The organism is Streptomyces sp. NPDC001515 (assembly GCF_053597115.1).
Map to the genome: position 1 here is coordinate 212,060 of NZ_JBSFHN010000007.1, position 17,764 is coordinate 229,823.

Sequence of the window (17,764 nt, forward strand, 5' to 3'; positions counted from 1 at the left end):
TCAGCTCACCACTCCGGTCATGACCGCGACGGGTACGGAGACGAAGCCCGCCGTCAGCACCAGGGCGAGGGCGTTGGCCAGGATCTTGAGGGCGCGGTCGCGGTGCGCGCGGCCGGCGCCGAGGGTCTGCGCGGCGCTCCAGAACCCGTGCCGGACATGGAGCCCCACGGCGACCACGGCGACGATGTAGACGACGTTGCCGTACCAGGTGGAGAAGGTGTCCACGACGTTCTGGTACGGGTGCCCGGACTGGAAGCCGCCCGAGTGCACGGTGCCGGTGGTCAGGTCGAGGATGTGCCAGACGATGAAGAGCGCCATGATGACGCCGCCCCAGCGCATGGTCCGGGTGGCGTAGCTCGTACGGGCCTTGCGGTGGACGTATCCGGTGGGGCGGGCCCGCAGATCGCGGCGGCTGAGCTGGTACGCCGAGACGGCGTGCAGCACGACGGCGGCGACGAGCACGACGCGGACGATCCACAGCGCCCACTCGTGGTGCAGGAAGGGCTCGCCCATCACCCGCAGCCAGTGCGCGTAGCCGTTGAACTCGTCCGGCCCGAAGAAGATCTTCAGGTTGCCGAGCATGTGGACGACCAAGTAGAGGAGCATGATCAGACCGCTCACGGCCATGATCGTCTTCTTGCCGAGGGACGAGTCCCAGAGCGTGCGCGTCATGGACGGCCGTCGGTCCGTCCGCGTTGCCAATGCCATGCACACGACGCTAGGGCCGAAGGACCCGATCAGTCCAAGACATGGAATGCCTCATGTCCATAGAGGTTCCCTATGGACACCGGTAGGCTGGGTGCATGCAGCTCCAGCAGCTCACCTATTTCGTGGCCGTCGCCGAGACCCGGCACTTCACCCGGGCCGCGGAGGAGGTCCATGTCTCGCAGCCCTCGCTCTCCCAGCAGATCCGGGCCCTGGAGAACGAGCTGGGCGCCGAGCTGTTCAGCCGGGCCCGGGGGAACATCACCCTCACCGACGCCGGGGAGGCACTGCTCCCGCTGGCCCGGCGCATCCTGGCCGACGCGGACACCGCGCGCCACGAGGTCCAGGAGCTGGCCCAGCTGCGCCGGGGCCGGGTCAGGCTGGGCGCCACCCCGAGCCTGTGCACCGGCCTCCTCCCCGATGTGCTGCGCGCCTTCCACGACCGGCATCCGGGGATCCAGCTGCTGCTGGAGGAGGGCGGTTCGCACGACCTGGTCAGGGAGCTGGCGCGGGGCGCCCTCGATCTGGCCCTGGTGGTGCTGCCGCTGCCCGCGGCCTCGCCCGCGCTGACCACCGTCGAACTGCTCCAGGAGGACCTGGTGGTGGTCTCGGCGGCGGACGCCCCCCGGCCGGGCCGGGGCGGCGAGGTCCGGATCCCCGATCTGGAGGGCGTTCCGCTGGTGATGTTCCGTCACGGGTACGACCTGCGGGAACTGACCGTGGCCGCCTGCCGGGCCGAGGGCTTCGAGCCGTCGTTCACCGTGGAGGGCGGGGAGATGGACGCGGTGCTCGGCTTCGTCCGGGCGGGTCTGGGCGCCGCCGTCGTCCCGAGCATGGTGGCCGGCCGGGCGGGCCGCGATCTGCGGACCACGCCGCTGGCCCGGCCGGGTCTGAGGCGCACGATCGCCCTGGCGCACCGCAGCGACGTGGCCCCGCCGCGCGCGGCCCGCGAGTTGCAGCGGATGCTGCTGACCAGCCGGGCGGACGCCGTCTGAGGCGTCCGCCCGGAGGGCTCACACGGCGTCGGCCAGCAGCAGCGAGTGGATCCGGTCCGGGGCGCCGGGGCGGGCGTAGTACCAGCCCTGCGCCGTGTCGCAGCCCAGCTTGCGCAACTGCTCCGCCTGCGCCCCGGTCTCCACGCCCTCGACCGTCACGGCGAGGTCGAGGCTGTGGGCCAGCGAGACGATCCCCTCGACGATCTTCAGGTCCACCGGGTCGGCCGGATGGTGCTGCATGCCCTGGGTGAAGGAACGGTCCAGCTTGAGCACGCTGACCGGCAGCCGTCGCAGGTTGGCGAGGTTGGAGTAGCCGGTGCCGAAGTCGTCGAGAGCGATGTCGACGCCCATCTCGGACAGTTGCCGCAGCGGCTTCAGCAGGTCCTCGTCGGCCCCGATGAGCGCGGACTCGGTGACCTCCAGGCAGAGCGCCCCGGCTTCGAGACCCGAGCGCTCCAGGACGTCCACCGTCTCGGCGACCAGGTTGGGGTGGTGCAGCTGGGCCGGGGAGAGGTTGACGTTGATCCGCAGGGGACCGCCGTCGCTGTGCCGCTCCTGCCAGAAGTTGGCCTGCCGCACCGACTCCTCCAGCACCCACCGGCCCAGCGGCACGATGAGCCCGGTGTGCTCGGCGAGCGCGATGAAGCGGTCGGGCCCCAGCACCCCGTGCTGCGGGTGGCACCAGCGCACCAGCGCCTCCGCGCCGTGCACGGAACCGTCGCCGAGGTGGACGAGCGGCTGGTACTCGATGAAGAACTCGCCGCGCTCCAGCGCCGCCGGCAGCGCGGTGGTCAGCCCGTGCCGGGTGATCGCGCGGGCGTCCGCCTCCGCGTCGGCGCGCTCGAAGCGGTTGCCGCCCGCGGACTTGGCCCGGTACATGGTGATGTCGGCACTGCGCAGCACCTCGGCGGCGCTGCGTTCGCCGGCCGGGCCCTCCACGACGCCGATGGAGCCGCGCACGCTGAGTTCACGTCCGTCGAGCCGGATCGGCGTGCCGAGGACCCCGAGGATCCGGCAGGCCAGCTCGTCGACCTCGTCCGCCGTGCCGGTGCCGGTGGTGAGGGCGACGAACTCGTCGCCGCCGAGCCGCGCGACCATCTCGCCGGGCGCGGTGGCGCAGCTCTGCAGCCGGTCCGCGACCTCGACGAGCAGGCGGTCGCCCGACGCGTGGCCGAGGCTGTCGTTGATGGCCTTGAAGCCGTCGAGGTCCAGGTAGCAGAGGCCGAAGCGCCGTCCGTCGCCCGCCGAGAGCGCTTTCTCCAGACGTTCGAAGAAGAGCGTGCGATTGGGCAGACCGGTGAGCGCGTCGTGGGTGGCCTCGTACCGCAGCCGGAGGTTGAGCAGCCGGCGCTCGGTGGTGTCCTCCAGCAGCGCCAGCTGGTATTCCGGCCGGCCCTCGGCGTCGCGCAGCAGCGAGACCGTCAGATTGGTCCACAGCACGGTGCCGTCGTTGCGGTAGTACGGCTTCTCGACCCGGTAGTGCTCGCGTTCGCCGCGCACCAGCTCGTTGTAGTACTTCCAGACCTGCGGCGAGTCCTCGGGGTGCACCCATTCGTTGATGCGGTGGCTGAGGACGTGGTTCTCCAGGCCGCCGAACATCCGGGTCAGGGTGTCGTTGACCTCCAGGACGTTGCCGTCGAGGTCGGCGATGCCGATGCCGATCGCGGCGTCCTTGAAGACGGCGCGGAAGCGGGCCTCCGTGGCGTGCAGGGCCTGTTCGGCCTGGGAGCGCGCGGCGAGCGCGGAGCGGGCGATCGCCTCCTGCTCGGCGAGGGTGCGTTCGCGCAGCGCCTGGGAGAAGCCGCCGGCGACGGCGTGCTGGATGCGCGCGGCCCGGGACCGGCCGTCCTCGGTGGACAGGGTCTGGGGTCCGTTGCCGCCGAGGTAGAGCACCAGGTACGAGTCGACGACACCGAGCGTGGAGCTGAGGGCGTCGGGGTCCGTGCAGTGCGCGGCGACGAGCGCGGTGCCCACCGAGGCGGCGGGGGCCGCGTCGAAGGGGTGCGCGTGCAGGATGTCGCTGAGGGTCCGGGCCAGGGGGAGCAGGTGCTGCTCGAACTCCGGCCGGGTCATGGAGGTGGCCGTGGACGGGAAGATGGCCCGGCTCCAGATCGTGGCGAATCTCCGGAGCCGGTCCTCGGGCCCGTCGGGCTCCGCGTCCTGGGCTCCGGACTGCTGGGCGGGGATGCTCACGCCTTGCGTCCCACTCCGGCGAAGCCCGAGAAGGCGTACGGGTCCTCGTTCTCCCGGCTGCCCGGGGTCTCGGGACGCCAGTCCGGCATGGCCACCAGTCCGGGTTCGACCATCTCGTAGCCGTCGAAGAACCGGGCGATCTCGGCGCTGGAGCGCATGATCAGCGGATTGCGGATGTCCTTGTAGACGCCGACCGCGCCGCCGGCCTGCTCCTGGGGCAGCGGGATGCCCTCGTACGAGGCGTGGGTGACGACGAGCAGGCTGCCGGGGGCGAGCATGTCGCGCAGCGCGGCGACGGCGGCCTGCGGGTCGTCGGCGTCCTCGATGAAGTGGAGTACGGCGACGAGCAGCAGGGCCACCGGCCGGTCGAGGTCGAGCAGCTTGGCGACCTCGGGGTGGTCGCGGATCTCCTCGGGGCGGCGCAGATCGGCGGTGGCGATCACGGCGCGGTCGTTGCCCTCCAGGACCGCCTGACTGTGTGCGACCGCGACCGGGTCGTGATCGACATAGGCGACGACCGCCTCCGGGTCGATGGACTGGGCGACCTCATGGACGTTTCCGAAAGTCGGTATCCCGGATCCGATGTCCAGGAACTGGTTGACGCCCTCGTCCAGCGCGTAGCGCACGGCGCGGCGCATAAAGGCGCGGTTCGCCTGCATCACCTTCGGAAGTCCCGGCATGAACTCCATGGCCTTGCGGGCCGCTTCCCGGTCCACCTCGAAATTGTGCGAGCCGCCCAGATAGAAGTCATACATGCGGGACACGCTCGGCACCGAAATGTCAATGCCTTGCGGTGCCCAGGCGGGACGCTCCATCGATGTCTCCAACAAGTCGCCACGGCGATCCGGCCATGTTCATGGTCAGTGTTGACCAGAGGCTACTGATCCACCGCCAAGAGAGCGAGCGGAAACGGAAATTAGCGGTCCGTTATTGGTCACACACCAGTGGCATGTGCAACCGTCCCGTCGCTACGCGTGACATTCGCCGTTCCGGGGAACAGGAAGGACGCCCGGAGACCCCCATTCCCACCTTCTCTCCCAGCTCACCGAACACTTTGGGCCACGAGCACAACAAATCGGCCACTTCGCACGACGGGCCCCGAGAAGAGCCGACGTGACCCGGCCGGCCTTTCGCACCGTCGCCTTCGCAATTCCCCCTCGGTCGCGCCGACATCCGCCCCGGACCGCCCTCCGACGTCAACGCCCGCCGTCCCCGCGCCGGCACACCGTCGCGCGACACGCTCGCGAACCCCCTTGAGAATAGGGGCTGTTGTGACAGGAGAGGCCGCTGGGGCCGGGCCGGGGCACCGCCCCCGAGGACGGCAGGCCGCTTTGTCCCTCCACCCACGGTTCCGGAGTTCCAAACGCCGAGTGCTCCAGGTCCGCTCCATCGGGCGAACCGGGCGACACTCCGGCGTGCCGTCCCCCGGCCCGGACCATGCTCCCGATCGTGTACGGATCACTCATCGGCCGGCTGACCGCGGCCGTCGCCCTGACCTGGCTGCTGACCGCGCCCGCGCCCGCGGTCGCGGACAGCTGCGCCTACGCGTCCATCGGGGAGGACGGCACGGGCTCCGCGGTGGCCGTCAGCGGCGACGGCGACTGCTGGGCCGGGCCGGTCGAGCCCACACCCGCCCCGGAGCCCACGCCCACCCCGGCTCCGCCACCCCCACCGCCCCCGCGGCCCGCTCCGCCTCCTCCCCCGCCTCCTCCGTCGCCCGAACCCCGGCCGGCGCCCGCGCCGCCGCCCCCGCCGCCTCCGGCACCGTCACCACCGCCCGAGCCGGCGCCGCCCCCTCGGCCCTCCCCCTCGCCCACCCCGTCCGCGCGCCCGACGCCGGCCCCCGTCGCCCTGCCCACGTACCGCCGCCCCGTCCGCAAGACACTCCGGCGCCACACCTCGCTGGTCACGCTCACCCTCATGATCACCGCGCCCGCGGTGTTCGCCGTCGCCGTGCTGCGGCCCCGCTCCTGATGACCCACGGAGGCATCCATGTCGGAATGGCTTGTTCTCACCCTCGCCATGGCAGCGGCCTGCGCGGTCGTCCTGACCATCGCCGTCCTCAGCAATCGGAGGCTGCCCGAGGACGACGACCCGTCCGAAACCCCGGACGTCATCGAGTACATGACGATGATGATCGGCGTGGTGTACGCGATCGTGCTGGGCCTGGCCATCGCGGGCGTCTGGGAGGGACGCGGCGCGGCCCAGGAGTACGTACGCCAGGAGGCCCAGGCGCTGCACGAGGTCAGCGCGCGCTCCTCGGCCTACCCCGTGGAGGTGCGCACCCGCATCCGCGCCGACGTCGACGCCTATGTGAGCTTCGTCGTGCACGACGAATGGCGGGTGATGACCGACCACGGCAGGCTCGACGACCGCGGCACGGAGCTGCTGGACCGGGTGCGGGCCGATGTCACGGACTACCGGCCGAAGAACGACTACGAGGGGCAGGCCTACCAGCCGCTGGTCGACCAGGTCGCCGCCGCCGACGACGCCCGCACCGCGCGGGGTCAGAGCGCCGGGGCCACGATGCCGGGGGTGGTCTGGTTCGGGCTCATCACCGGGGCCGTGGTGACGGTGGGGCTGATCTTCACGCTCCAGATCCGGCGCACCTTCCGTGAACTGCTGCTGGCCGGCCTCTTCAGTGTGCTGATCGCCTTCCTGCTCTTCCTCATCTGGGACTTCGACTCCCCCTTCGGCCGGGGTCTGTCGGCCACCGAGGCACCGTTCCTGGATCTGTTCCCCCAGGTGACCGGGGGTTAGGGCGTTCCGCTCCCCCGGGTGGTGCGCCGCTCGGGGGACAGCGGAGCCCCATTGGCCGTTCCCCGATCGCGGGCGAAATGCGCCACTTTTAGCGTGGCCGCATCGAGGTGCATTTCTGACGCTTTGTGGAAATCCGTTCCGCAACTGCTCCTCGGGGACCCGGAGGACTCACCATGCGCGCAATACGTGTCGCCCCCGTCGCCCTGCTCGGTGCCGCGGCACTCGCCCTGTCCGGCCCGGCCGTGACCGCGTACGCCGCGACCACGGGCGGTCCGCCCAGTGGTGGCGGATACACCGTCACCCCCTCGGTGATCTCGCCGGGCGGTCAGGTCACCCTGGCCGCCAAGGGCTGCTCCACCACGGCCACGGCGTCCTCGGGGGTGTTCGACACCGTCACGATTCCCCAGAACGGGACGGCCCGGGCGACGGTCGACTGGGACGCCAAGCCCGGCGCCGTCTACGAGGTGACGTTCATCTGCAACACCTCGCCGAGTTCCACGGCCAAGGTGAACCTCACCGTCAGCGCCGCCTCGGCCTCGCCCACCACCAGCTCCACCCGCTCGCCCGCCCCGGGCGTCTCCCCGGGCTCGACGGTCTCCCCGGCCGGGGTGCAGGGCGGTCTCGGCGGCAGCATCGACAGCGTGGGGACCGGTGAGATCGTGGCCGGCACCGCGCTGGCGGTCGCCGCCGCCACCGGCACCGTCTTCATGGTGCGGCGGCGCAGGGAGAGCCGCTCGCACTGACCGGCGCCGACGGCACGACGCACGTCGCCCCGGGTCCTCGTGGAGGACCCGGGGCGACGTCGGTTATCGGTCCGGCGGGGGCGTCCCTACGGTCAGATCGCCCCATGGCCCGCCCTCCGGCGGCGCATCAGGTACATGCCTCCGCCGAGGGCCGCCGAGGCGACCAGGCCCGCGCCGATACCCATCTCGGCCGGGGTCGCCGCCATCGAACCGCCCAGGCCGCCCTGCGCACCGCGGCTGTCGAGCACCGTGAATCGGTGGCTCGCGGTGCGGTCGGTACCGTCGCAGCGCACCGTCAGGTTGTAGGAGCCGGGGGTGGCGTCGTTGAGGATGCGCACCCGGGCGTGGCCGACCCGCCCGGCGGAGAGCCGGGTCGTACGGAAGGCGTTCGACGAGACGCTGCCGCCCCGGCCGCAGCCCTCGGCGGTGACCTGCATGGCCGCGCCCTGGTGGACGCGCTCGGGGTCGACGGTCACGTTGTTCGGCCCGTTGTTGCGGCCGCGCCCGTTCCCGTCACCGTTGCCGTTGCCGTTGCCGTTGCCGTTGCCACCGTTGTCCCAGTCGCCCGGGTCGTTCCAGTCGTTCTGGTTGGTGCCGTTGTTCTGGCCGCCGCCGACGTCTCCACCGGCCGCGGCCATCGGGGCGCCGAGCCCGAGGGCGGCGACCGCGGTCGCGGCGACCACGAGAGCGCGTGTAGCACGCATCGTACGAACCTCCAGCGGGAAGCGCCCCGGGGCTCTGTGCGCCGGGATGGATCGACGAGAACGCCTCCCATGTCGAACCCTCACCAGAACCTTGATCCACCGCATTTCGGGACTGCTCCACTACGGTGATCCGACACGCCGGGCGGACGACATCGGTTCTGACGGACCCGCAGGTCACAGAGCGTCAGAAGTTTTGTCCGGGCACTACTCCGAAGAGAAGGGCCCCGGTTCGCCGCCACCCGTTCGCCCTTCCCGTCATGCCGCCGCGACGGCCCCGGCCTAGCGTTCCCCTCGTCGCGACGAAGGGAGAACCATGGGCCGGGACAACTGGCGCCCCGAACGCATCCGACACTCGCCGTGGGGCGCGCTGGCGCTGGCGATGCTCACCGGTCTCGCGCTGATGCGCAACGGCGCCGATCTCTCGCCGGGTCCGCCGCAGCCGGTGGCGGCGGCCTCGGTGGGGCACCAGAAGGACGCGCCGGGCGCTCCCGTGGCGGACGGCCCCGCCGTGAAGCCGCTGGCGTTCGCCCCGGTCGACCGGGTGACCATCCCGGCGATCCAGGTCGACGCTCCGGTGATCGACGTGAACCTCGACCCGGACGGCTGGATCGAGACCCCGCCGCCGCAGGACCCCAATCTGGCCGGCTGGTACCAGAACGGCGTCGCCCCCGGGCAGATCGGCACCTCGGTCATCGTCGGCCACGTCGACAACCAGGCGGGGCCCGCCGTCTTCTACGGGCTCGGCTCGCTGCGCAAGGGCAACCGGATCGAGATCACCCGCAGCGACGACCGGATCGCGGTCTTCGAGGTGTACGGCGTGGAGGTGTTCTCCAAGAACGACTTCCCCGGCGCCCGGGTGTACGGCGACACCGGCCGCTCCGAACTGCGGGTCATCACCTGCGGCGGCGGCTACACGAAGGCCAACGGCTACGACGGCAATGTCGTGGCCTTCGCCCGCCTGGTGGAGACCCGCTGACGTCAGAGCCGGCGGGGCACCGTGAGCCGGTACCCGTCGTCGAGCAGTTCCGGCAGATAGCGGCGCAGCGCGGCGACGCTCTGCGACCGGTTGCCCCCGGCGTCGTGCGAGAGCACCACGACCCCGGGGGCCGCGCCGTCGCGGACCCGGCGGACGATGGTGTCGGTGCCCGGCACGGTCCAGTCCAGGGTGTCGACGGTCCAGGCCATCGGTTCCATGCCCAGGGACGCGCCGATCTCGAACGAGATGCGGTTCCAGGCCCCGTAGGGCGCGCGGTACCAGAGCGGCGGGGCGCCGGTGATCTCCTCGACGACATCGCTGGTGCGGCCCAGTTCGTCGGCGACCGCGGCCCGGGACAGGCCGGTCACCAGCGGATGGGTCCAGGAGTGGTTTCCGACGGTGTGGCCCTCGTCGAAGATCCTGCGCACCAGGTCCCGGTTGTCGTGGGCCATCTCCCCGCAGAGGAAGAACATCGCCCGGACGTCGTGGGTGCGCAGGGTGTCCAGGATGTGCGGCGTGTAGAGGGGGTCGGGGCCGTCGTCGAAGGTGAGGACCATGGCCCGGCCGATCTCGGGCAGTTCCTCGAACGGGCGGGTGCGGACGGGAGGCGCCGCCGGACGGTACGGCAGCGGGTTCTCCCCCGTCATGGGCCGCAGCCGGTACGTGAGCGGCCGGACGTCCGCCGCCTGCTGCGGGCCGGCCGCCGGCGCGGGCGGTGCGGGGCGGCGGAACGGCGTTGCGGCGGGGTCCGCCGCCACCAGACGTACGGCGGTGGCGGCGCCCAGCGCGGCCGTCAGTCCCAGCAGCGCGCGGCGGCTGCGCGGCGTAGAAACGTCTCTCATGCCCCACTGCTCGCACGTTCGCGCGGCCGGTCCGCACAACGACACCGGATCCGTGCGGTTCTGCACCCGATGGAGGGAGCGCGCGGGCGCCATCGGCAGCAGCGCGCCGGGGCGGACGGGAGGCCGGACCGGAACGCGCCGTGACGACCGATAGCCTCCTGCCGTGACAGAACAACAGCCCCACCAGTTCGAACGTGGCACAGACGGACCGAAAGTGATCGTTGCGGGCATCGACGGCTCCGAGTCCTCGATGCGTGCGGCGGCGTACGCGGCGGGGCTGGCCCGGCGCCAGCGGGCCATGCTCGCGCTCGTCTACGTCCAGCCGGTCCTGGCGGCGGGTGCCGCCCTGGGCGCGCCGGTCGCCGACGCCACCGCGGAGGTCGCCGAGGGGCTGATCAACGAGATCCGGACCGCGACGGACAAGATGAAGGACATCTGGGACGTGCGCTGGGAGTTCCATACCTTCCGGGGCGATCCGTACAACGGGCTCGTGACCGCCTCGGACGAACTGAAGGCGGACGCGGTCGTGGTGGGCGCCTCGGAGTCGGCCGGCCACCGCTTCATCGGGTCGGTGGCCGTGCGCCTGGTGAAGGCCGGGCGCTGGCCCGTCACCGTGGTCCCGTAGCGCTCACGCGTTCGCCTCCCGTCCCCCTTCCGTCCCCCTCCGGGCCGCCGTCCGACCGTTCACCGCACCATTCGCCGCTCGGTGCGACCGCTCGTCGCACGGGACCGCTTTTGTCCTGTTGCCCGTGGCGCGAATGCGTTCGTATACGGCCGTCGGGCAGCGGGGCCGAAGGGCCTGGGCGGAGAGGGCGATCACCATGACCACGACGACGACCGATGAGCGGGCACTCGCGGATCTTCAGCGTGAGCACGGGCCCGCCCTGTTCCATTTCCTGCTGGGGCTGACCTTCGGCGACCGGCAGCGGGCCGAGGATCTGCTCCAGGAGACGCTGGTGCGGGCGTGGCAGCATCCGGAGGCCTTCGACGGGCCGTACGAGTCGATGCGCCCCTGGCTGTTCACGGTCGGGCGGCGGCTCGCCATCGACGCCCGCCGCTCGCGGCTGGCCCGGCCCGCGGAGGTCGGTGACGCCGTGCTGGAGAGCGCGCCGGCGGTCCGGGACACGGCCGACTCCACCGTCGCCGCGCTCGATGTGCGCGAGGCGGTCCGCACGCTGAGCCCCGAGCACCGGGCGGTGCTCGTCCAGATCTACTTCCGCGGGCTGAGCGTCGGGGAGACCGCCGAGGTCCTCGGCATACCCGCGGGAACGGTCAAATCGCGCTCCTACTACGCGCTGCGCGTGCTCTCCCGCAATCTGCCCGGCTACTCCAGCAGGTCCTCCGCGCTCAGCAGCGGAAGCAGCGCGGCGGCCTCCAGCACGGCCGCGTAGTCGGCGGTGCAGCGGTCGCACCCGCGCAGGTGGCGGGCGACCTCCTCCGCCTCCTCGGCGGTCAGCGCGTCCAGGACATAGGCACCGAGCAGCTCGCGCATGTGTGCCCCCTCCCCCGGGTCGGCGGTCATCGCAACCTCGTGTCTGTGACGGATCGGGTCCGACGGATCCTGCCCTTCTGGCCACGCGGGGCGCGCCGCCCCGGTTCAATGCTGCGTGGGGGCCGGCCCGGAGCCGGCCGCCGACGGCGCCCGGTCCGGTACCGGGAAGGGAAAGGAACGGCACGGAATGCGTCCGGAACGTCATGACACGACCGGCGGGGGCGGACTGCTGGTCCCGATGGCCTGGATGTACGCGGAGTACCTCGCCGACGAACTACTGCGGACCGGGGACCTGATGGAACCGGCCACGCTGGAGTACCGGGCGGGACGGGACGCCCTCGCCCTGACCATCTTCCTCTCCGACGGCGCGGTGGCCGAGGCGCTGCCCGCCGCACGGGTCGACGAACTGCGGCTGCTGACGGCGTACGGGACGCCGTGGCGGCGCTGGATCTGCGAGCGGCTCGACGCCTTGGAGGCGGCAGCACCGGGCCCCGATCCGGATCTGGCGCTGGCGCGCGCGGCGTGGCGGTGGCTGGAGGAGACGGAGCTGCTCGCCGCGGACCTGGAGACGATCGGCCCGCTGCCCTGGGAGGAGGGCGGTCCGGACGAGCCGGAGGCGGAGGACGCCGCACAGGTGTGGACACCGGCCTGGCAGCTGGGGCTGCCGCTGGGGCATCTGGCGATCCACCTCTACTGACCGCGCGGGTCCGCCCGGTCAGGAGCCGTGCACCCCGGCGCGGTACTTGGGCAGCCGTACGGTGATGCGCATCCCGGCCCCGATGCCGGTCTCGATGACGAGCCCGTAGTCGTCCCCGTACACCTGGCGCAGCCGTTCGTCGACGTTGAGCAGGCCGATGCCGGTGGAGGTGCCGCCCTCGCCGCGCAGGATGTGGCGCAGCCGATCGGGGTCCATGCCCGTGCCGTCGTCCTCGATGACGACCTCGGCCTCGGAGCCGGCGTCCAGGGCGCTGATGGTGATGCGGCTGGAGGTGACCGCGCCTTCGAGGCCGTGTTTGACGGCGTTCTCGACGAGGGGCTGGAGGCAGAGGAAGGGCAGGGCGACGGGCAGCACCTCGGGGGCGACCTGCAGGGTGACGGAGAGCCGTTCCCCGAAGCGGGCGCGGACCAGGGCCAGGTACTGGTCGATGGAGTGCAGTTCGTCGGCGAGGGTGGTGAAGTCGCCGTGGCTGCGGAACGAGTAGCGGGTGAAGTCGGCGAATTCCAGGAGCAGTTCGCGGGCCTTCTCGGGGTCGGTGCGGACGAACGAGGCGATGGCGGCCAGGGAGTTGAAGATGAAGTGCGGGGAGATCTGGGCGCGCAGGGCCCGGATCTCGGCCTCGATGAGCTGGGTGCGCGAGCGGTCGAGTTCGGCCAGTTCCAGTTGGACGCAGACCCAGCGGGCCACCTCGCCCGCCGCGCGGGCCAGCACCGCCGACTCGCGGGGGGCGTAGGCGATCAGGGCGCCGAGCACCCGGTGGTCGACGGTGAGCGGGACGGCGACGGCCCAGCGCAGCGGGCAGTCCAGGTCCTCGCAGTCGCTGTGGAAGGCGGTGTCACGGCCGGTGGCCAGGAGGTCGCCCACCTCGTCCATGACCTGCCGGGCGTGGTGGCCGCCCTCGCCGTCCCAGACGAGGACGCCCTCGCGGTCGGTGAGGCACAGCGCGTCGGTGCCCAGCAGCGAGCGCAGCCGGCGGGCCGACCTGCGGGCGCTCTCCTCGGTGAGTCCGGCGCGCAGCGGCGGCGCGGCGAGCGAGGCCGTGTGCAGGGTCTCGAAGGTGGCGTGCTCGACGGGGGTGCCGACGTCGCTGGTGCGGACGGGACGCGCGGTGCGCCGGCCGGTGAGCAGTCCCCCGGCGAACAGCAGCAGCGCGAGCAGCACCACGGCGGCCCAGGCGGACGCGGTCATCGGTGCCTCCCGGCGGTCAGGGCCTCCGGGAGGTGGAAGCGGGTCATCGCGGCGTTGGTCCCGGCGGGGATCCGGCCGGGGGTGGCGAGCGAGACCAGGATCATGGCGAGGAAGCCGACCGGGACGGACCAGACGGCGGGCCAGGCGAGCAGGGCGTGTGCCCAGCCGGGCGGGCGGACCGCGCCGCTGACGGTGATGGTGACGGCGAGCAGCGCGGAGCCGCCGCCCAGGACGAGTCCCGCGGCGGCGCCCGGCGGGGTGAGCCGGCGCCACCAGATGCCGAGGACGAGGAGCGGGCAGAAGGAGGACGCCGACACGGCGAAGGCCATGCCCACGGAGTCGGCCACCGGAACCCGGCTGACCAGCAGCGATCCGGCCAGCGGCACGGAGATGGCGAGGACGGTGGCCAGCCGGAAGTGGCGTACGCCGCGCGAGGGCAGGACGTCCTGGGTGATGACCCCGGCGACGGCCATGGTCAGTCCGGAGGCCGTCGAGAGGAACGCGGCGAAGGCGCCCCCGGCGATGAGCGCGCCGAGCAGATCACCGCCGAGGCCGCCGATGACCCGGCCGGGCAGCAGGAGCACGGCCGCGTCGGCGTCGCCGCCGTGGATGAGTTCGGGGGCGTAGAGCCGGCCGAGGGCGCCGTAGACCGGGGGCAGCAGGTAGAAGACGCCGATCAGGGCGAGGACGGCGACAGTGGTGCGGCGGGCGTCGCGGCCGTTGGGGCTGGTGTAGAAGCGGACGACGACGTGCGGCAGGCCCATGGTGCCGAGGAAGGTGGCGACGATGAGCCCGTAGGTGGCGTACAGCGGATGGTCGGCGCGGAAGACGGAGAGCTGTTCGTCGAAGGTGACGCGGGGGCGGCCGTCGCCCTGCCAGGCCAGCACCAGGAAGAGCGCCGGGACCAGGAGCGCGGTGAGTTTCAGCCAGTACTGGAAGACCTGGACGAAGGTGATCGAGCGCATGCCGCCCGCGGCGACGGCGAGGACGACGACCGAGGCGACGAGCACGTCGCCGAGCCAGCCGGGCGCGCCCGTGAGGATCTTCAGGGTGAGTCCGGCGCCCTGGAGCTGGGGGACGAGGTAGAGCCAGCCGGCGCCGACGACCAGGACGCTGACCAGCCGTCGCACGTGCCGCGACTCCAGGCGGCCCTCGGCGAAGTCGGGCAGGGTGTACGCCCCCGACCGGCGCAGCGGCGCGGCGACGAAGACCAGCAGCACCAGATAGCCGGCGGTGTAGCCGACCGGGTACCAGAGCATGTCGGGGCCGTGCACGAGCACCAGTCCGGCGATGCCGAGGAAGGAGGCCGCGGAGAGGTACTCGCCGCTGATCGCCGCCGCGTTGAGGCGGGGGCGCACGGTGCGGGAGGCCACGTAGAAGTCGGAGGTGGTCCGGGAGATCCGCAGTCCGAAGCCGCCGACGAGGACGGTGGCGAGGACGACGGCGGCGACCGCCGCCACCGCGTACGTACGGCTCACTGGGCGGGGCGGCCTTCCACGAGCCGGGCGAAGTCGCGCTCGTTGCGCTCGGCCCGGCGCACGTACCACCAGGCGGTCAGGGTGAGCGGCGGATACGCGGCGAAGCCGAGGACGGCCCAGACGACGGCGGAGCTGTGCAGGGCGGCGAAGACGACGGGCAGGGTGCCGACGACGACGGCGAGGACGGTGAAGGCGGTGAGTCCGGCGCGCAGCTGGCTGCGCATCAGGGAGCGGACGTAGGCGCCGCCGAGTGCGGTCTGCTCGTCTATCTCCGACTGGGTGCGGTAGCGCGGCAGCGGACGCACCCGGCGGGGCTCCCCCGTCACCACTTCACGCCGGGGCGCTGGCTCTGCGGACATGGGGCCGGAGTGTAGGCGGCACCCGGCCCCGCTGGGAAGGGGGCCGGGTGCGGGTAGGTGCTGGTCAGCGGCCGGTCTGCCGCATCAGCAGATCGCGCAGGGCGCGGGTGTGCCGGCGGCTGACGGCCAGTTCCGCGGTGCCGATGCGCACGCTCATGCTGCCCGCGTCCAGCCGCAGTTCGTCGATGCGGCCGAGCGCGACCAGATGCCGGCGGTGGATGCGGACGAAGCCCCGGCTGCGCCAGCGCTCCTCCAGGGTGGTCAGCGGCACCCGGACGAGGTGGCTGCCGGTGGCGGTGTACAGCCGGGCGTAGTCGCCCTGGGCCTCGGCGTACGCGATGTCGTCGATCGGGACGAAGCGGATGACGCCGCCGAGTTCCACGGGGATCTGGTCCTGCGCGGTGTCGTGGACGGGGGCGGAGCGGTCGCCGACCTGTTCGGCGACGCGGCGCACGGCCTCGGCGAGCCGTTCGCGCCGTACGGGCTTGAGGACGTAGTCGACGGCCTTGAGGTCGAAGGCGTGCACGGCGAAGCCCTCGTGCGCGGTGACGAAGACGATCAGCGGGGGTGCGGCGAAGCCGGCCAGCAGTTGGGCGACGTCGAGTCCGGTGAGGCCGGCCATGTGGATGTCGAGGAAGACGACGTCGATGGCGGAGGGGTCGTCGGGTCCCGCGTCGACGGCGGCGCCGATCCTGCGCAGCGCCTCCGTGGCGCCCGTGGCGCCCTCGGCGCTGCGGATCCGGGGGTCGGCGCGCAGGAGGTACAGCAGTTCCTCCAGCGCGGGTTCTTCGTCGTCGACGGCGAGTACGCGCAGCATGGCGGGATCTTAGGGCCTGTCCGCGGGGTGTGCGGTGCGGCTATTTGAGCAGCTTGGACATCCTGCGGTCGGCGAGCGGTTTGCCGCCGGTCTGGCAGGTGGGGCAGTACTGGAGCGAGGAGTCGCTGAAGGACACCTCGCGGATGGTGTCGCCGCAGACGGGGCACGCCTCGCCGGTCCGTCCGTGTACGCGCAGCGCGCTCTTCTTCTCGGCCTTGAGGCGGCCGGCCTCGACGCCGCCGGAGCGGGCGACGGCGTCCGTGAGGGTGGTGCGCAGGGCGGTGTGCAGACGGGTGATCTCGTCGTCGGTGAGGTGGGCGGTGAGTTTGAAGGGGGACATCTTCGCGGCGTGCAGGATCTCGTCGCTGTAGGCGTTGCCGACCCCGGCGATCAGGGACTGGTCGCGCAGGGCGCCCTTGATCTGGCGGCGCTCCCCCGCGAGCAGCGCGGCGAACGCGTCGCGGGTGAAGGCCGGGTCGAGGGGGTCGGGGCCGAGGCGGGCGATGCCGGGAACCTCGGCCGGGTCGCGGACGAGGTACACGGCGAGGCGCTTCTGGGTGCCGGCCTCGGTGAGGTCGAAGCCGTCGCCGCCGGCGAGGACGGTGCGCAGGGCGAGCGGGCCCTTGCCGGGGCGGGGCGGGGCGTCGGGGAAGGAGTCCTTCCAGCGCAGCCAGCCGGCGCGGGCGAGATGGGTGACCAGATGGAGCCCCGCGGCCTCGATGTCGAGGAACTTGCCGTGCCGCCGTACGCCGGTGACCTCGGCGCCGTGCAGGGCGGTGAGCGGGGGGTCGTAGGTCTTGAGGACGCTGATGGCGAGGGGCAGGACGCGGGCGATGTCCCGGCCGACCAGATGGTCGTCGAGGAAGACCCGCAGTGCTTCGACCTCCGGGAGTTCGGGCATGGTTCCCAGCGTGCCGCAGCCGGTGGCGCGCCGCCTACCGGAGGCCGTAGACGCGTGTGGCGGTGGTGGCGAACACGGCCTCCCGCTCCGTGGCGCTCAGGCCCTCGGTGAGGGCGCGTGCCGCGTCCACGACCTGGGTGTACGTCGCGGCGAGCCGGCAGACGGGCCAGTCGGAGCCGAACATCAGCCGGCCGGGTCCGAAGGCGTCGAGGACGGTGTCGGCGTACGGGCGGAGCGTGTCGGCGGTCCAGGTGCGCGCGTCCGCCTCGGTGACCAGACCGGAGAGTTTGCACACGGTGTTGGGGAGGGCGGCGAGTCTTCGCAGGTCGTCGGCCCAGGGGCGGGTGGCGCCGGAGGCGATGGGCGGTTTTCCGGCGTGGTCGAGGACGAAGGTGAGGCCGGGCAGCCGGGCGGCGGCGCGGGCGGCGGCGGGCAGCTGGCGGGGCAGCACGACGAGGTCGTAGACGAGTCCGGCGTCCGCGACCGCGGCCAGCCCCCGCAGCACGTCGTCGCGGAGCAGCCATTGCGGGTCGCTCTCGCCCTGGACCTGGTGGCGCAGTCCGACGAGCCGGTCGCCGCCGGGGAGTTCGCGCAGGGCGGCCAGGGTGTCCGCGAGGCCGGGGTCGGTGAGGTCGCTCCAGCCGACGACTCCGGCGACGAGGTCGCTGCCGGCGGCGAGCGCCAGGAACTCGGGGGTCTCCTCGGCCACCGTGACGGTCTGCACGAGCACGGTGGCGTCCACCCCGTTGGCACGGGCCTCGGGCTCCAGGTCGGCGAGGGTGAAATCGCGTCGCAGCGGGGCCAGGGCCTCTCCGGTGATCCAGTCCTGGTCCCGGACCGCGAGGTCCCAGACGTGGTGGTGGGCGTCGACGATCCGGGGCGGGGCGGTCATC

At 72.5% G+C, this 17,764-nt stretch carries 20 protein-coding genes; 8 read left to right on the forward strand and 12 right to left on the reverse strand.

Features of this window, described 5'->3' with window-relative positions; translation table 11 throughout:
* Positions 1 to 708: a succinate dehydrogenase gene (locus ACWCXC_RS10910; RefSeq protein ID WP_450686362.1), complete on the reverse strand. Its 708-nt coding sequence runs from the start codon at positions 706 to 708 to the stop codon at positions 1 to 3.
* 95 nt (positions 709 to 803) lie between these two features.
* Between ACWCXC_RS10910 and ACWCXC_RS10915 the strand changes: the two genes are divergently transcribed.
* Positions 804 to 1,700, forward strand: coding sequence for a LysR family transcriptional regulator (locus ACWCXC_RS10915; protein ID WP_450888122.1), 897 nt, complete (start codon positions 804 to 806; stop codon positions 1,698 to 1,700).
* A gap of 18 nt (positions 1,701 to 1,718) precedes the next feature.
* Here ACWCXC_RS10915 and ACWCXC_RS10920 read toward each other — a convergent pair whose 3' ends face one another.
* Both ACWCXC_RS10920 and ACWCXC_RS10925 read right to left on the reverse strand, forming a co-directional pair.
* Complete coding sequence (locus ACWCXC_RS10920) at positions 1,719 to 3,893, reverse strand: putative bifunctional diguanylate cyclase/phosphodiesterase (protein ID WP_450888124.1); 2,175 nt, start codon at positions 3,891 to 3,893, stop codon at positions 1,719 to 1,721.
* The gene (locus ACWCXC_RS10925) at positions 3,890 to 4,708 is read right to left on the reverse strand and encodes an SAM-dependent methyltransferase (RefSeq protein WP_450686256.1); all 819 of its coding nucleotides are present in this window, start codon (positions 4,706 to 4,708) and stop codon (positions 3,890 to 3,892) included. Before ACWCXC_RS10925 ends, ACWCXC_RS10920 begins: the two co-directional genes overlap by 4 nt.
* Before the next feature lie 634 nt (positions 4,709 to 5,342).
* Here ACWCXC_RS10925 and ACWCXC_RS10930 point away from each other — a divergent pair.
* The 3 genes from ACWCXC_RS10930 (at position 5,343) to ACWCXC_RS10940 (ending at position 7,396) form a co-directional block, all read left to right on the forward strand.
* Positions 5,343 to 5,867: a hypothetical protein gene (locus ACWCXC_RS10930; protein ID WP_450888126.1), complete on the forward strand. Its 525-nt coding sequence runs from the start codon at positions 5,343 to 5,345 to the stop codon at positions 5,865 to 5,867.
* An 18-nt stretch (positions 5,868 to 5,885) separates the two neighbouring features.
* The gene (locus ACWCXC_RS10935) at positions 5,886 to 6,653 is read left to right on the forward strand and encodes a bestrophin-like domain (RefSeq protein ID WP_450686092.1); all 768 of its coding nucleotides are present in this window, start codon (positions 5,886 to 5,888) and stop codon (positions 6,651 to 6,653) included.
* Between the two features lie 173 nt (positions 6,654 to 6,826).
* The gene (locus ACWCXC_RS10940; RefSeq protein WP_450686093.1) at positions 6,827 to 7,396 is read left to right on the forward strand and encodes a hypothetical protein; all 570 of its coding nucleotides are present in this window, start codon (positions 6,827 to 6,829) and stop codon (positions 7,394 to 7,396) included.
* 92 nt (positions 7,397 to 7,488) lie between these two features.
* On the opposite strand, the gene ACWCXC_RS10945 is transcribed toward ACWCXC_RS10940, so the two are convergent.
* Positions 7,489 to 8,100 (reverse strand): hypothetical protein, encoded by a 612-nt coding sequence (locus ACWCXC_RS10945; RefSeq protein ID WP_450686094.1) that lies wholly within the window; start codon positions 8,098 to 8,100, stop codon positions 7,489 to 7,491.
* 313 nt (positions 8,101 to 8,413) lie between these two features.
* Between ACWCXC_RS10945 and ACWCXC_RS10950 the strand changes: the two genes are divergently transcribed.
* The gene (locus ACWCXC_RS10950; protein WP_450888129.1) at positions 8,414 to 9,076 is read left to right on the forward strand and encodes a class F sortase; all 663 of its coding nucleotides are present in this window, start codon (positions 8,414 to 8,416) and stop codon (positions 9,074 to 9,076) included.
* Positions 9,077 to 9,078: 2 nt separating this feature from the next.
* Here ACWCXC_RS10950 and ACWCXC_RS10955 read toward each other — a convergent pair whose 3' ends face one another.
* The gene (locus ACWCXC_RS10955; protein ID WP_450686096.1) at positions 9,079 to 9,918 is read right to left on the reverse strand and encodes a polysaccharide deacetylase family protein; all 840 of its coding nucleotides are present in this window, start codon (positions 9,916 to 9,918) and stop codon (positions 9,079 to 9,081) included.
* A gap of 163 nt (positions 9,919 to 10,081) precedes the next feature.
* Here ACWCXC_RS10955 and ACWCXC_RS10960 point away from each other — a divergent pair, with 163 nt between their 5' ends.
* Both ACWCXC_RS10960 and ACWCXC_RS10965 read left to right on the forward strand, forming a co-directional pair.
* Positions 10,082 to 10,543: a universal stress protein gene (locus ACWCXC_RS10960; RefSeq protein ID WP_450888131.1), complete on the forward strand. Its 462-nt coding sequence runs from the start codon at positions 10,082 to 10,084 to the stop codon at positions 10,541 to 10,543.
* Between the two features lie 196 nt (positions 10,544 to 10,739).
* Positions 10,740 to 11,309 (forward strand): sigma-70 family RNA polymerase sigma factor, encoded by a 570-nt coding sequence (locus ACWCXC_RS10965; RefSeq protein ID WP_450686216.1) that lies wholly within the window; start codon positions 10,740 to 10,742, stop codon positions 11,307 to 11,309.
* Here ACWCXC_RS10965 and ACWCXC_RS10970 read toward each other — a convergent pair.
* A complete protein-coding gene (locus ACWCXC_RS10970) occupies positions 11,243 to 11,440 on the reverse strand; it encodes a zf-HC2 domain-containing protein (RefSeq protein ID WP_450686217.1) in 198 nt (65 codons plus the stop codon). The genes ACWCXC_RS10965 and ACWCXC_RS10970 overlap by 67 nt on opposite strands.
* A gap of 157 nt (positions 11,441 to 11,597) precedes the next feature.
* Between ACWCXC_RS10970 and ACWCXC_RS10975 the strand changes: the two genes are divergently transcribed.
* Positions 11,598 to 12,107, forward strand: a complete 510-nt coding sequence (locus tag ACWCXC_RS10975) for a hypothetical protein (RefSeq protein ID WP_450888133.1) — start codon at positions 11,598 to 11,600, stop codon at positions 12,105 to 12,107.
* An 18-nt stretch (positions 12,108 to 12,125) separates the two neighbouring features.
* Here the strand turns inward: ACWCXC_RS10975 and ACWCXC_RS10980 are convergent, their stop codons facing one another.
* From ACWCXC_RS10980 to ACWCXC_RS11005, 6 genes are all read right to left on the reverse strand, one after another.
* Positions 12,126 to 13,316 (reverse strand): sensor histidine kinase, encoded by a 1,191-nt coding sequence (locus ACWCXC_RS10980; protein WP_450888135.1) that lies wholly within the window; start codon positions 13,314 to 13,316, stop codon positions 12,126 to 12,128.
* A complete protein-coding gene (locus ACWCXC_RS10985; protein ID WP_450686083.1) occupies positions 13,313 to 14,794 on the reverse strand; it encodes a sodium/solute symporter in 1,482 nt (493 codons plus the stop codon). Before ACWCXC_RS10985 ends, ACWCXC_RS10980 begins: the two co-directional genes overlap by 4 nt.
* Positions 14,791 to 15,153 carry a hypothetical protein gene (locus ACWCXC_RS10990; protein ID WP_383635586.1) on the reverse strand — a complete coding sequence of 121 codons (363 nt, stop codon included), beginning with the start codon at positions 15,151 to 15,153 and terminating at the stop codon, positions 14,791 to 14,793. Before ACWCXC_RS10990 ends, ACWCXC_RS10985 begins: the two co-directional genes overlap by 4 nt.
* A 64-nt stretch (positions 15,154 to 15,217) precedes the next feature.
* Entirely contained in the window at positions 15,218 to 15,970 is a 753-nt protein-coding gene (locus ACWCXC_RS10995) for a LytR/AlgR family response regulator transcription factor (protein ID WP_450686082.1), read from the reverse strand.
* Between the two features lie 40 nt (positions 15,971 to 16,010).
* Positions 16,011 to 16,871, reverse strand: a complete 861-nt coding sequence (locus ACWCXC_RS11000; RefSeq protein ID WP_450686081.1) for an Fpg/Nei family DNA glycosylase — start codon at positions 16,869 to 16,871, stop codon at positions 16,011 to 16,013.
* Between the two features lie 34 nt (positions 16,872 to 16,905).
* Positions 16,906 to 17,763, reverse strand: a complete 858-nt coding sequence (locus tag ACWCXC_RS11005) for an amidohydrolase family protein (RefSeq protein WP_450888139.1) — start codon at positions 17,761 to 17,763, stop codon at positions 16,906 to 16,908.
* Between the last annotated feature and the right edge of the window lies 1 nt (position 17,764).